The sequence below is a fragment of the Thalassospira sp. HF15 genome (assembly GCF_011806525.1).
In the GTDB taxonomy this organism is placed as follows: domain Bacteria; phylum Pseudomonadota; class Alphaproteobacteria; order Rhodospirillales; family Thalassospiraceae; genus Thalassospira.
The window spans coordinates 41,733-55,407 of record NZ_JAAVKI010000002.1 but is presented as its reverse complement, the minus strand read 5'-3'; the positions used below and the strand labels follow the sequence as shown (position 1 = coordinate 55,407).

The 13,675-nt window shown below is 54.0% G+C and carries 14 protein-coding genes; 4 read left to right on the top strand and 10 right to left on the bottom strand.

Translation table 11 applies throughout. The annotated features are described in order from the left end of the window. Nucleotides 1-31: 31 nt before the first annotated feature. Nucleotides 32-865, top strand: a complete 834-nt coding sequence (locus tag HED22_RS03785; RefSeq protein WP_167719212.1) for a hypothetical protein — start codon at nucleotides 32-34, stop codon at nucleotides 863-865. A 13-nt stretch (nucleotides 866-878) separates the two neighbouring features. Here HED22_RS03785 and HED22_RS03780 read toward each other — a convergent pair whose 3' ends face one another. Beyond that, nucleotides 879-1,274, bottom strand: coding sequence for a DUF1636 domain-containing protein (locus HED22_RS03780; protein WP_167719208.1), 396 nt, complete (start codon nucleotides 1,272-1,274; stop codon nucleotides 879-881). 29 nt (nucleotides 1,275-1,303) lie between these two features. Beyond that, the gene (locus tag HED22_RS03775) at nucleotides 1,304-2,182 is read right to left on the bottom strand and encodes a LysR substrate-binding domain-containing protein (RefSeq protein ID WP_167719205.1); all 879 of its coding nucleotides are present in this window, start codon (nucleotides 2,180-2,182) and stop codon (nucleotides 1,304-1,306) included. A gap of 157 nt (nucleotides 2,183-2,339) precedes the next feature. Here HED22_RS03775 and HED22_RS03770 point away from each other — a divergent pair, with 157 nt between their 5' ends. Beyond that, the gene (locus tag HED22_RS03770) at nucleotides 2,340-2,948 is read left to right on the top strand and encodes a glutathione S-transferase family protein (RefSeq protein WP_167719202.1); all 609 of its coding nucleotides are present in this window, start codon (nucleotides 2,340-2,342) and stop codon (nucleotides 2,946-2,948) included. A gap of 135 nt (nucleotides 2,949-3,083) precedes the next feature. Here the strand turns inward: HED22_RS03770 and HED22_RS03765 are convergent, their stop codons facing one another. Further along, a complete protein-coding gene (locus HED22_RS03765) occupies nucleotides 3,084-3,752 on the bottom strand; it encodes a glutathione S-transferase family protein (RefSeq protein WP_167719199.1) in 669 nt (222 codons plus the stop codon). Nucleotides 3,753-3,883: 131 nt separating this feature from the next. On the opposite strand from HED22_RS03765, the gene HED22_RS03760 reads away from it, so the two are divergent. Next, nucleotides 3,884-4,558: a TetR/AcrR family transcriptional regulator gene (locus HED22_RS03760; protein ID WP_167719196.1), complete on the top strand. Its 675-nt coding sequence runs from the start codon at nucleotides 3,884-3,886 to the stop codon at nucleotides 4,556-4,558. Here the strand turns inward: HED22_RS03760 and dapE are convergent, their stop codons facing one another. From dapE to HED22_RS03740, 4 genes are all read right to left on the bottom strand, one after another. Beyond that, entirely contained in the window at nucleotides 4,559-5,698 is a 1,140-nt protein-coding gene (gene dapE, locus HED22_RS03755; protein WP_167719193.1) for a succinyl-diaminopimelate desuccinylase, read from the bottom strand. A 101-nt stretch (nucleotides 5,699-5,799) separates the two neighbouring features. Further along, a complete protein-coding gene (dapD, locus tag HED22_RS03750) occupies nucleotides 5,800-6,645 on the bottom strand; it encodes a 2,3,4,5-tetrahydropyridine-2,6-dicarboxylate N-succinyltransferase (RefSeq protein ID WP_167719190.1) in 846 nt (281 codons plus the stop codon). Between the two features lie 261 nt (nucleotides 6,646-6,906). Next, nucleotides 6,907-7,602, bottom strand: coding sequence for a pyrimidine 5'-nucleotidase (locus HED22_RS03745; RefSeq protein WP_167719187.1), 696 nt, complete (start codon nucleotides 7,600-7,602; stop codon nucleotides 6,907-6,909). Nucleotides 7,603-7,663: 61 nt separating this feature from the next. Continuing rightward, on the bottom strand, nucleotides 7,664-7,903 hold the full coding sequence (locus tag HED22_RS03740) for a hypothetical protein (protein ID WP_167719184.1): 240 nt from the start codon (nucleotides 7,901-7,903) through the stop codon (nucleotides 7,664-7,666). 131 nt (nucleotides 7,904-8,034) lie between these two features. Between HED22_RS03740 and HED22_RS03735 the strand changes: the two genes are divergently transcribed. Then, nucleotides 8,035-9,717: an EAL domain-containing protein gene (locus tag HED22_RS03735; protein WP_167719182.1), complete on the top strand. Its 1,683-nt coding sequence runs from the start codon at nucleotides 8,035-8,037 to the stop codon at nucleotides 9,715-9,717. 65 nt (nucleotides 9,718-9,782) lie between these two features. Here HED22_RS03735 and HED22_RS03730 read toward each other — a convergent pair whose 3' ends face one another. The 3 genes from HED22_RS03730 to HED22_RS03720 form a co-directional block, all read right to left on the bottom strand. Beyond that, the gene (locus HED22_RS03730; RefSeq protein ID WP_167719180.1) at nucleotides 9,783-10,634 is read right to left on the bottom strand and encodes an ABC transporter substrate-binding protein; all 852 of its coding nucleotides are present in this window, start codon (nucleotides 10,632-10,634) and stop codon (nucleotides 9,783-9,785) included. 167 nt (nucleotides 10,635-10,801) lie between these two features. Next, nucleotides 10,802-12,427: a phosphoenolpyruvate carboxykinase gene (locus HED22_RS03725; RefSeq protein WP_167719177.1), complete on the bottom strand. Its 1,626-nt coding sequence runs from the start codon at nucleotides 12,425-12,427 to the stop codon at nucleotides 10,802-10,804. Nucleotides 12,428-12,645: 218 nt separating this feature from the next. Next, nucleotides 12,646-13,416, bottom strand: a complete 771-nt coding sequence (locus tag HED22_RS03720; protein WP_167719174.1) for a HugZ family protein — start codon at nucleotides 13,414-13,416, stop codon at nucleotides 12,646-12,648. Between the last annotated feature and the right edge of the window lie 259 nt (nucleotides 13,417-13,675).

Below are 13,675 nucleotides of genomic sequence, written 5' to 3'. Positions count from 1 at the left end.
TTGCCACCGTCTTGGTGCAACGGCATCGCTATTGTGGGTGATTGTCGAGATTCGGGAAAAAGCATTGGTAGCGATACGTTTTTTACATCACGCAGCTTTAACCGGCTTTGCTGCCATTCTGCCTTTGATGGTGCTTGGCATTCTGCCTGTAAAGGCCAACGAACCTGTGCAGGTCAAGGTTGGCGCCTATGAATATAGTGATATCTTTTTCTATGATAACGACCAGCCAAATGGCGTCGTGCCCAAGCTGATCAAACTTCTGAACGACTTCCAGGAAAACTACGAATTCAGGCTCGCGGAAACGTCATCACGGCGACGTTATGAAGGCCTGATGAATGGAGACTTTGACCTCGTTCTATTCGATAGCCCGAAATGGGAGTGGCATGAACTTGATGTGCAGTTCTCTGATACGCTTTTGGTCGAAAGCGATCTGTATGTCGCCCTTGCCAGTGGAGAGGACCCGGAGGCTCTGTTCTCCGATGTGCTTAGCTATCCAATATTGTGCGTGCTTGGTTTTCATTACAGTTTCGCTGACTTCAATGCCGACCCAGCATTTCTTGAGGCAAACTATGATGTTTTGCTGCGCTATAATGAAGAAGATGTTTTTGACGGATTGTTGGCCGGGGAGGCACCGGTTGGTGTCATCTCTGCTGGGTTCCTGACCACGAAGCTCAATCAACAACCCGAACTGAGTGAAAAGTTGGTGTTCGCGGTAATGCCGCATGCGCGATATGATCTGGTGTCTGTACTGTCCAGCAATTCGGCAATAACGCTTGAACAATTCAATCAGTTGATTGCCAAAGTAAAGGACAGTGGGGTCGCAGATCATCTTTGGCAACACCACCATCCCGATTTGCCCGGCTAGGTTAGCGCTGCTTTTAATCCAGTGGCGGGATGCGTGCGATGACACTGCGCCGCAAAGCGTCGGGGCGTTCGCGCCAGGCAACAATACCCTTTTCGCTTTCGGCATATTTTGACGCCAGTTCGCACAGGTCTTCGACCATGCTTTCTGGATCGACATTGCCATAAACATATCCCCACTTGCCCAACCCGTTCAGCGCAACCGAACAGCCTGAAGTGCAATTGGTCAGGCATTCCACCGGTTTCACGTCAAATGGCAGATCGGCATCGCCACAGCGTTCCTGCAAATTATCAAACAGCTGTTGCCCGTGGCGTGGGTCGGTATGGCTTTCGGCGGTCGATGCCTTGCAGGTGATGCAGATATTCAGGCGGGGTTTGGCGGTCATACGATTGATCTTATCCGGGCTGGTCATGGGTAAAGCGATGCGGGACGCGCATCCAATCAGCTTGCGACCGGTCTGGTCAAGTCATCATCCAGATGATGGGCGACATATTCCTGAATGGCACCGGCAAGCTGGCGATTGACCAATGGATGAGACTCTTCGGCCAGCATGACCGCCACGCCCACTGCAGGCAGCGGCGGAAAGCCATCGCGGGTATCAAGGATACTGAATTCGTCGGTCACACTGGCCGCCGCAAGGGCGGCAACCCCCAGCCCGTCACGCACCAAATGCAACAGCGATGCAGCCTGACGCGAGGTGGCATAAAGCGTAAAGGGCCGATTGGATTTCGAAAAGGCATCAATCGCCCAAGCATGGAACTTGCAATCTTCGGCCGGCAGGACAAGCGGCAGGGGATCAAGAAGATGCTGATCATGGGTCGCCGATGTCACCCAGACGCCGGGCTCATGGCGCAGGAAATATCCTTCTTCGCCTTTTTCTGACCGGCTGATGATCGACAGGTCAAGCTCCCCCTGATCAAGCATCCGGCGTAGCAGGATCGTTGGATTGACCGAGACGAAGAAGCGCGCTTGCGGATGCACGGCACTGATGGCGCGCAGAACAGTTGGCAAAATCTTTTGCGCGTAGTCATCCGGACAACCGATGCGGATCGGACGGGATTCTTCCTGCGAGCGCAGCTGGCCCATGGCCTCGTCCGTCAGGCTGAGGATGCGTCGGGCATAACCGACAAAGGTAATGCCTTCATGCGTCAGTTGCACATTCCGTCCGTCGCGTACAAACAGCTTGTTATCAACCAGTTCTTCAAGGCGCTTCATCTGCATGGAAAAGGCAGAGGGCGTCCGACCGATACGGTCCGCTGCGCGGTTAAAGCTGCCACATTCGGCAAAGGCGACGAAGCTTCTGAGCAGATCGGAATCCATGACCTCTCCTTTGATCAGAAAAACTGATCAGTAATATTGAACAATAGGGTCAAAACTATTCGATTGTTCGATTTCGATCCAGCGGCAAATATCAGACCTGGCCGGCCAATGCTGTAACGCGAATGCTCTTGATGCATAAGCCACAAGGATTATCACGATGATTTTGAACGACTATTTGATGTCGGGTAACGGCTATAAGGTCCGTTTGCTGCTGTCGATGCTGGGTCAACCGTTCGAGTATATTGAACGCGACATCATGAAGGGTGAAACCCGCACGCCGGAGTATCTTGAAAAGGTCAATCCGAACGGCAAGATCCCGGTGCTTGTTCTGGATGACGGTCGGACATTGGCCGAAAGCAACGCAATTCTGACCTATCTGGCAGAGGGGACCAATTTCATCCCCGAGGACGCTTATGAACGGGCCGAAATGATGGGCTGGCTGTTCTTTGAACAGTATGACCATGAGCCCAATGTGGCCGTCCTGATTTCCTGGCATGAGATCAAGGGACTGCCGGACAATGCGGATGTTCTTGAACCAATGAAACAGGCTGGTGCCAGGCGTGCGCTTGATCTGATGGAAAAGCGCCTGTCAGGTCATAACTGGCTGGTGGGTGAGGCGCTCAGCATTGCTGATGTTTCGCTTTATGCCTACACGCACCGGGCCGAGCTTGGCAAAATCAGTCTTGCGCCTTATCCGGGAATTCGTGCCTGGCTTGACCGGATTACAGCCCTTCCGGGTTATGTGCCGATCACCTGGACGCCGTAACATCGAAAAAAAGCAGCCACCACAGACAGGGATCTCGCCCAAGGGGTGGGGAAAGCGGGGGAAATTCGTCCCTGCCCGCGGTGGCTGAGTGCCCTGACGCGACTAAGGGGAAACGTCAGGGCGGCGGTAAGCCGTTTAGGCAGACTTCAACAGCTTTTCGGGCAAAAGCGGATCAGTTTGCGCAGCAGAGCTTCGTGCCTTGAAGCGTGTGAAGGCGTCTTCGACATTTGGGGCATCGGCGAGCATTCCCGGCCCGCCGGGCATGGCATGCAGGTAATGGATCATCGGCATGATCATCATGTCCGGGATGGTGAAGCGATCCCCGCAGATCCAGCCATCGGCATAGGGCGCATCAAGCACAGAAAGGTCATGCCGGATAATATCGGCCATCCGGTTCATCTGATTGGCAAAACCGGGATCGTGACGCTGTGCGTCATCAGTCAAGACCATCGGAATGACGAAGTTTCGGATGATGTTCTGATCAAGCCTTGTCATGGCCAGACTGATCCACTGGTTCATTCTGGCAACTTTGCTTGCATCAACCGGACGCAGCAACGGCCCGGGGAAATTGTCATCGACATAGCGGCAGATCGCCGATGTCTCGTAGAGTATGAACGACCCATGCTTCAGGACCGGAACTTTGCCAAACGGGTTGCTGTGCAAGACTTCCGGGGTGGCGGGTTGCCCCGGAAGTTGCACATTCCGGCTGCTGAACTCAAAGGCGATTTCCTTTTCAAGGCAGGCGATACGCACAGTACGGGTAAGGCTACTGCGCGGCATTCCGATGATCGTGACATCCGACATGGCAAGATCCCTTTTTTCCAAGTGAACTTGAAGACAGGATTACGCGACTCATAATATGTTCAAGAACATATTATCGGGATGTGTCATGGTAACCATGTGCCAATCATCCAGAACACGTGGCGGAGTTCGAAATGCCCTATGCCCCAACTCATAAACCCAAGACACGCATTCGCATCGTTAATGCGGCGACGGCATTGTTCAAGAAGAACGGGTTTGAAAACGTCACGATTGATCAGGTGATGGCGGCGGCCGGACTGACGCGCGGCGGGTTTTATGCGCATTTCAAGAACAAGGAAGACTTGTTCGTTGCGTGCGTTGAAAATGGCATGTCGCTTTTGTCATCACCAGTTCTGGCGCAATTGCGCAAGGCCGAGATGTCAGGAAGTGACTGGGTGACATCCTTTGCCGAATTGTATCTGTCGCGCTTGCATATCGATAACCCGGATCTTGGATGTGCTTTGCCGACCTTGTCTACAGAGGTATCGCGATCTGGTGATAAGGCGCGCGGCGCGTTTTCGAAATTGATTGATCAGGCATCCGGCAAGCTTGCCTGGAAACTGGCAAAGGAAGATGGCGTTCCTGGCATGGACAAGCCCGTCCCGGTAGAAGGAAAGACAGAACTGCCAGATGTCCCGGAAGACTACCGCACTGAAGCCACATCGATGTTGGCGATGATGGTCGGCGCAGTTGTTCTGAGCCGTGCGGTTGATGAAAAAACCGCCGAGACCATCCTTGCATCGACGCGCAATACGATCATGCAATCGCGAGATCGCCTACCGGCTAAGACCGGTCAGAAGGCCGGTTGATCAGTCGTAGAAACCGGACAGGATTTCGGCATAGATTTTCACAAGGTTTTCGATGTCATCGACCATCGCGTGTTCGTCGACCTTGTGCATGCTTTGCCCGACCAGACCGAACTCGGCCACTTCGGTATATTTCTGAATGAAGCGGGCATCGGAAGTGCCGCCGGTGGTGCTCATTTCCGGGCGCTTTCCGGTGACCTTTTCCGAGGCATCGGCAATCAGGTTGGCAAGTTTGCCGGGATCGGACAGGAACGCTTCGCCAGAAATCTTGACCTTGAGGTCATGTGCACCGGCATGTTCAGCGCAGACATCCTCGATCCATTTTTTTAAATCGCTGCCTGTGTGCTGATCGTTAAAGCGGATATTGAATGCCGCACTGACCTTGGCGGGCACCACATTGGTTGCGGTATTTCCGGCATCAACCGTGGTGATTTCAAGGTTACTGGGCTGGAAATGGTCGGTGCCCTGATCGAGTTCGCGCGAATTGAGCACATCCAAAGTCTTGAGCATGCGTGGCACAGGGTTGTCTGCCAGATGCGGATAGGCGACGTGACCTTGTGCGCCATACACCGTCAGCCAGCCGGTCACCGAGCCACGGCGACCGACTTTCATCATCTCGCCAAGGTATTTCGGGTTGGTCGGTTCGCCCACCAGACAGGTATCAAATTTCTCGCCCTGCTGATTGCACCATTCGACCAGTTTTACCGTGCCATTAATGGCATCGGCTTCTTCATCGCCGGTGATCAGGAACGAGATCGACTCATCGAAATCCGGATTGGCGGCCAGGAAGACGTCAACCGCACCGACAAAGCAGGCAATGCCGGTTTTCATATCCACAGCACCGCGGCCAAACAGGCGACCATCTTTGATTTCGCCGCCAAACGGGTCGATGGTCCATGCGGCACTGTCGCCAGCCGGGACAACATCAGTATGACCGGCAAAGCAGAAATTGCGGCCCTTGGTGCCAAGACGTGCGTAGAGATTGTCAATTGCGTCACTGCCATCGCCTTCAAAGACCTTGCGCGTGCAATCAAAGCCGCGTGCCTCAAGGGCCTGTTGCAACACATCAAGCGCGCCTTCATCGGAGGGGGTCACCGACGGGCAGCGGATCAGGGATTGTGCAAGTTCAAGCGCGGTGGACATTGGCAGTCTCATCTTTGTGGGCGGTCGATAAGTGTGGAAAAGGGCAAAACGGACTGGCCGTTTTGCCCCTTATAATTCATTGCGAAGTGCGGTGACAGAAATCAGTCACGCAGCAGTTCGTTGATCGAGGTTTTCGAGCGGGTCTTTTCATCAACACGTTTGATGATGACCGCGCAATACAGGCTCGGACCCGGGGTGCCATCGGGAAGCGGCTTGCCCGGAATGCTGCCCGGCACGACGACGGAGTATGCCGGAACTCGACCGACAAAGGTTTCGCCAGTGGTGCGGTCGATGATTTTGGTCGATGCGCCGATAAAGACACCCATCGAAATGACGGCCCCTTCTTCGACGATGACACCTTCGACGATTTCCGAACGTGCGCCGATGAAAGCGTTGTCTTCGATGATGACCGGGCCAGCCTGAAGTGGCTCAAGCACGCCACCGATGCCCGCACCGCCGGAAAGGTGAACGTTCTTGCCGATCTGCGCGCACGAACCAACCGTTGCCCAGGTGTCGACCATCACGCCGGTATCAACATAGGCGCCAAGGTTCACAAAGGACGGCATCAAAACGGTGCCCGGTGCGACATAGGCCGAACGGCGCACGATGCTGCCCGGAACGGCACGGAAACCGGCCTGTTTGAATTCGGCTTCGCCCCAGCCTTCGAACTTGGACGGGACCTTGTCCCACCAGTTGGTTTTTTCGCCCGGGCCACCTGCGATGGTGGTCATGTCATTGAGGCGGAAGGACAGCAGAACCGCCTTCTTGGCCCACTGATTGACGACCCATTTGCCATCGGTTTTTTCGGCAACACGCAGTTCGCCGGAATCCATGGCGACAAGCGCCTGTTCAACAGCCTTGCGGATTTCGTCCTGGGTGGCGGAATTGATCTCGTCGCGGTTTTCCCAGGCGACGTTGATCACGCCTTCAAGCTCGGTTTTGTTCATTTTTCGAAGGTCCTTGCGGTCAGCCAAAATTGCGTCGGCGGAGAATGGTCAATGCGCGCGCGCAAGTCAACTCCGCCAGTTTACGTAGAAACGCCTGTTTCAGGCAGATTTCCGTTCCTGATCCCGATTTTATCCTGTGCGCGATAGGCATACCCGATCATACCGCCAAGCTCAATCCTGGAACGATGACAAATCGGCCAAACCCGGCAGTTGATCCGACTTTGGTGCGTTACAATATCGCGCGCTAAAGCGCCAGCAGGTTTACGACCCGTCTGAAAGGCCGCGCAAGAAATCGACAAGGTTGTCGGTCTGATGATCAATGCGCGGATCGTCACGGCCATCACGCGCCCATTCGAGATCGGTGTGCACCCAGACGGTGGTCATGCCCATGTCCTTGGCCGGAAGGAGATTTTTGGCCATATCTTCGAAATACAAAGCACGGGTCGGGTCAATACGATCGCGCGCCAGCAGCAGGTCATAGGGTTGCTGCTTGGGCTTGGGGATGTAATCGGCATCGACAATGTCAAAGATGGTTTCGAAATGATCGGCAATGCCGAGGCGATCCATTACCCGTTCGGCATGACCGCGCGACGCATTGGTAAAGATCAGTTTGCGGCCGGGAAGGTCATCAAGCGCACGTGCAAGATCCGGTGCCGGGTCTACCACGGAAAGATCAATGTCATGGACCTTGGCCAGGTAATCGGCCGGGTCGATTTCATGTTCTGTCATCAGGCCACGCAGGGTGGTGCCATAACGGTGGAAGTAATCCTTTTGCACCCGATAGGCTTCACCGGCTTCAAGCTTAAGCGCATCGCGGACATATTGACCAATCAGGTCGGACACCTGTGAAAACAGATTGCAGGCCGCCGGATAGAGCGTGTTGTCGAGATCAAAGATCAGCACGCTGTCATCGTCAACGCGGGGAAGTGCGGTTTTACGTTTCGGGGCGGTCGTCATGATCAGGGCCTTCCGGGATGTGCATTGGTTGGGCGGTGCACGGACATGGCTGATGCGCATGTCAGGCAGCCGACATTTGTAAGCGATCCATACGGACTTGCATACCATCAGGATCAATCATCCTTGTCCGGACGGTCATTTCGATTTTGCTGCAAATACCCGATTGCCGGTGAAAAGCGGGCAGGGGTTTAAAAATTTCAACAAGACCAAACATATATGAGGTTTTCCTGGTGCCGCGGCGCAAAAGGATACGCGCGGTCGGCCTTGAACGTCTGGTGAGGATATTATTATCCGTCTGCATAGGAATTTCCGGTTCTGTAAAACCCTTGTTAAGCAGAAACGGCGAAAATGACCAAAAGCCATTAAGGCAATCGGGACGGTTTTCCACGTTCGGGGGAAGAGGAAACCGCCTTTAGGCTCGGAGAGGATGCATTGGATAAACTATTAAAAGCTCGAACAACCGAACTGCGCAATGAGAGGAACCGTTTCGCGGCATTGGCCTTCGTCTGGGGGGATCTTCTTCTTGAGCTGGATGGGGACTTGCGGATTGTTTTTGCCTCTGGTGCATCCGACGGGATTCTGGGACGCCTGCCGCAGGATTTGTCTGGCAAACCGTTTACCGGGTTTCTGGCCAAGCAGTTTCGTCCCCTTGTGACCGAGATGTTGCAGGTTGCCCGCCGTCGGGGACGCATGGACAATATCCGGGTCCGGTTTGACCATCAGGACGATATGCTAAGCCCGCCGGTTTCCATGAGCGGCTATTTCCTGCCGGATCTTGGCGATCATTTTTTTGTCGCCCTGCGTGTGGCGATCAATGCGCTTTCACCCGATGTTGCTGCGACGATTCAGCGCGACAATGCGACGGGTCTTCTGGATGAAGAAAGCTTGTCGAAGGTCGTGACTGAACGACTGATGGCGCAACGCGAAACCGGTGCAGAACATAAATTCACGTTGATGACACTCAATGCCTTTGATCCGCTGTGTGCGCGCATGAAGCAGGTTGAAAAGGCCGAACTGATGGCCAGTGTCGGTGCATTTTTGCGCGCCCATTCGGTCGCGGGGGATACGGCTGGGCGGCTCGGTGCAGAGCAGTTTGGTATGTTGCACAGACCAGATGTGCCAATTGGCGAACTTGAAAAGCGTATTGGGGAATGCGTTCGCGATGCTGACCCGGCCGGGGTTGGGATCGAGGTCAGTTCAACTGTGACCGATTTTACAGCCGAAGTCATTCCGCCGGGCGATCTGGCGCGCGGGGTCTTGTATTCCATCCGTCGGTTCTGTGAGCGTCAGGAACACAGCTTTACGTTTTCGCGTCTGATCGGGCAGGCCGATAATCTGGTCAACAACACCTTTTCTGCCATGCAGGATTTCGGCATGCGCGTTGATCAGCTGAATTTTGATACCGTCTACCAACCGATCGTGCGCCTGCCGACAGCCGAAATCCATCATTTCGAAGTGCTTGTGCGGTTCTACGATGATGAGGGGAAGTTGATCCCAACCGAAGAACTGATCACTTTTGCTGAACAGGTGAATATGGTCCATCGCCTTGATCTGGCGATGCTGCGCCGAAACATCAAATGGATCAGATCGCAACTTGATCAGGGGATAACTGCCCGGGTTGCCGTGAATATATCCGGTCATTCACTTGAAAATCCGGATTTCTGCCGGTCTGTTGTCGCGCTATTTGAACGTAATCAGGATGCTCTTGGCCAATTGATGCTCGAGGTCACCGAAACGGCGGAAATCAGCGATATTGATACGGCTGCCAAATGGGTTGGTCGGTTCCGGGAATTCGGTGTCGAGATTTGCCTTGATGACTTTGGAACCGGTGCATCCAACTTCCGCTATTTGAGTGCGATGGATATCGATTATGTCAAGATTGACGGGGAATCGATCCGCCAATCCACCAAGACCAGCAAGGGATTGGCGTTTTTGCGCTCCTTGGTCGACCTCTGCCACGAGATCGATGTCGAGGTGGTCGCGGAGATGATCGAGACTGACAAGATGCGCGAACTTGTTACCAAGGCCGGGTTTGACTATGCGCAGGGGTATCTTTTCGGAAAACCGGAAGCCGATATCAGTCTTTACTGGCGCGATGCCGTTGCCAAAAGATGAATGCCAAACGCGTTACCAAGGCCGTGGGGTGATTGATCCTGTCAGTCTTGCTGTGGGTTATTGTCTTATTTGAAAAAGCCGTATTTTGTGAGGATCTTGTCATAAAGGCCATTTTCCCGGATGGCAGCGAGGCCAGTATTGAGTTCCTTCAGCAATGCCTCTGGATTTTTGGCATTGCGTGAGATGCAGGAAAAGTAAGGATTGTTGGAAATCACTTTGGACTCGATCGTATTGATCTCGGTGATGTCATGGTCTGCGGCGTGCATTTGATAATCCATTGGTGCCTTGTAGGACAGCGCGACATCCAGACGCCGTGACAACAGCATATGAAGCAAGGTGGTCTCGCTATTGACCAGCAGAACATCCAGTCCGGCTTTGCGGGCAGATGCCTCAAGGCTATAGCCGCTGACGACGCCAACCGTCATGTTCTTGGCGTCCTTGATTTCATTGATCGTGTCGAGTGCCGTGTTTCCAATAGCGTAGATTGCCACACGGACATGCCCCAGCAGATAGGAATAGAAAAAGTCCTCTTCGCGTTCGGACAGGTAGCTGCACGAGCACAAACCGTCGACCTTTCCAGTACGGGCCAGAAAATAGGCGCGGCGCCAAGGATAAAACGGCGTGATCAGGGTGATGTTGCGTGAGGCAAATGCTGCACGCAGGACTTCAACATCGTAGCCCGGCAAAGCGGCATCGGAGGCAATTTTCGATGGCGGGAACGGATTGCAGGCAAGTGTAACGGTTTGCTGGGCGCCGGGTGGGTAAATCAGGCTGTTCTGAGCATGGGCGCCCCCGGCAAGGCAGAGATATAAAAACAGCGTCAGAAAACCGGATGCGAGATCAAAGCGGACAAACCCGCATATGCTGTCCACGCAGCGCAACACAAAGTGGTATGGGGTGACAACGGCCCTGTTCATCGCAACTACGTTTAAAACAATTCAAATTGTGCAACGGTATCAAGATACTATCAGATATATCGCCTGATGTGCGAACAGAATTGTTGCGCCGCAATCAGAAGGTGTGTTGCGCCAAACAAAAAAGGCCGGTGTTTAACACCGGCCTTTTCTAAAGGTTGCATCCGATCTTACTCGGCGGCTTTGACTTCTGCGCTGTTGCGGATGGCTGCTTCGCGCACATCGTCGGTCACATGTTCTTCGAACTTCGCGAAGTTCTTTTCGAACAGACCGGTCAGGTTGGCGGCAGCCTTGTCATAGGCAGCCTTGTCATTCCAGCTTTCACGCGGGTTAAGAACGCTTGCCGGGATGTCGCCGCAGGCCGTCGGATATGCCAGACCGAAGAACGGATCGGTTGCGAAGTCGGCATTTTCCAGATCGCCATTGAGCGCCGCGTTCAGCAGACCACGGGTGTAGGCAATCTTCATGCGCGAACCAACGCCATAACCGCCACCGGACCAGCCGGTATTGACCAGCCAGCAATTGGCTTCGTGTTTTTCCATCATTTCACCAAGCAGCTTGGCGTAAACCGACGGATGACGCGGCATGAACGGCGCACCAAAGCAGGCAGAGAATGCCGCAGTCGGTTCCTTGACACCTTTTTCGGTGCCAGCAACTTTTGCGGTGTAGCCCGACAGGAAGTGATACATCGCCTGTGCCGAGGAAAGTTTTGCGATCGGCGGCAGAACGCCAAACGCATCACAGGTCAGCATGATGATGTTTTTCGGGTGACCACCACGACCGCTGTCCGATGCATTCGGAATGAATTCGATCGGATAGGAAGAACGGGTGTTCTCGGTGTGACGGGCGTCGTCGAGGTCAAGCTCGCGCGATTGCTTGTTCATCACAACGTTTTCAAGAACCGTACCGAAACGCTCGGTGGTGGCGTGAATTTCCGGCTCGGCTTCCTTGGAAAGCTTGATGACCTTGGCGTAGCAGCCGCCTTCGAAGTTGAAGACGCCGTCTTCGCCCCAGCCGTGCTCGTCATCACCGATGAGCGTGCGTGACGCGTCAGCCGAAAGGGTGGTTTTACCGGTACCCGACAGGCCAAAGAAGACGGCGGTGTCGCCATCCTTGCCCATATTGGCCGAGCAATGCATCGGCATAACGCCTTTGGCCGGCAGGATGTGGTTGAGAACCGAGAAGATCGATTTCTTCATTTCGCCGGCATACCAAGTGCCGCCGATGATAACCATTTTGCGCTCGAAGCTGACCATCACGAAGACGTCGGAGCGGGTACCGTCGACTTCCGGGTCTGCCTGAAGGCCCGGTGCATGCAGAATGGTGAATTCCGGCGCGAAGTCGCGCAGTTCTTCTTTCTGCGGCTGGATGAACATGTTGCGGGCAAACAGGTTATGCCATGCATTTTCGTTGATGACGCGGACCGGCAGGCGGAAACGCGGATCGGAACCGGCAAAGCAATCCTGAACGAACAGTTCGGTGCCCTGGAAATATGCGCGCACTTTCTGATACAGGCGCTCAAATACGTCCGGGCTGACCGGGCGGTTTACATCGCCCCAATCAATATCTGCCTTGGTGCTTTCTTCTTCGACGATGAAACGGTCAAGCGGGGAACGGCCGGTATGTTCGCCTGTCAGGGCGACAAAGGCACCGCCTTTGGCGATTTTACCTTCGTTGCGACGGATCGCATGTTCATAAAGGCCGGCAGCGTCAAGATTCCAGTGAACGGCGCCAAGGTTTTTGAGGCCATGGGTTTCAAGGCCTACACGGCTGACAACGGGTCCTGATTGCAGCACGAAACTCTCCTGGTGGGATTAAAATCTGGGGGTTAATGTCCTAATTCTACACTGCCAATTGTGGGTAATCGACGGCGTTGAGACATATTGTTACAAAGGTGTCTTAAAAGCAACCGCTCCTTTTGCCTAATACCTAGGAAAACGTAGCGATTTTTGCGTTTTTGAAAATTCGGTTTTCAGGGTCGCGGGTTTAATGTTCGGAATACAAATAGTACGATTTATGCGCGCGATTTTTTGCACATTTCGACCAAAATTTCACGCGCCTCAGCCGGAGTCCCGATCGGCCGCGGGAAGTCGATTCTGAGCGCTGCGATATCCGCCGAATTCGGGGTCAGAACGATACCATCGCAATCAATCGATTGCATCTGCCACCCAGCTTCGGGGTCAGCAGTGGTGTAGTGACCAACAATGTCGGAAAGGGCGTCCAGATGATCGGCATTCATATGGGCAACGATATCGTCATGCCCGTTAACCAGAGCGGTGACATCGGTGGGAATGAACTTGTCGCCCCCCAGTCGGCGTTGTTTGCCAAATCCGCCGACCCAATAGGCCGCCTCGACATCCAGCCTGTAAAAACCGAAATCAGCAAAATCGGCATATTGGGCGGCGTCCGGATGGGCCTGCAGATAGCGCTGACGGATCCAACTAAGATCTTCGGGCTCGTTAACCAGACGTGCGCGGCCAAAAACGGTCAGTCTGGCGGTATCAGTCTGGATGCCGGTATCCGGGGTGGCAGAGGCAATCAGGTCGGCCTCGGTCACCAGAAGAGAAACACGGCTGTCGGCCTTGATGTGGCGGGTGTGATCAGCAAGATCGGAAATCAGCAAGATCGGGCAGCCATCGATATCGCAGGTCGGGACCACCATCGAGGCAGCGGGCCAGCCGTTACCGATCTGCTTATGGCCGTGTGCGATGGTTGCAAGCGCACCACGCACAGCACGACGCAGCATTTGGCGCAGGGCGGATGAGGATGGCGGTGTGTCAGACATCGGTTTGTTCATCCATTTTGTTTCTCAACAGATATCGCCAACCGCGCAGTGACGCAACCGAACGCCGACCAACTATTTTTATACGTGCAAATTCAATGCAATCATTAATCCAAAGGTTGAAAATTGGCGCGTCGTTCGCACCTGTAACGAAGGTAGATGTCCAAAGGTCACTTTGCGTCAGGAAAAGCTACAAAATTTGCGTGATGACGGTCTGGAACGCCGGCTCAACCGATCCCATATCGAAAATTAGCAAGTGATA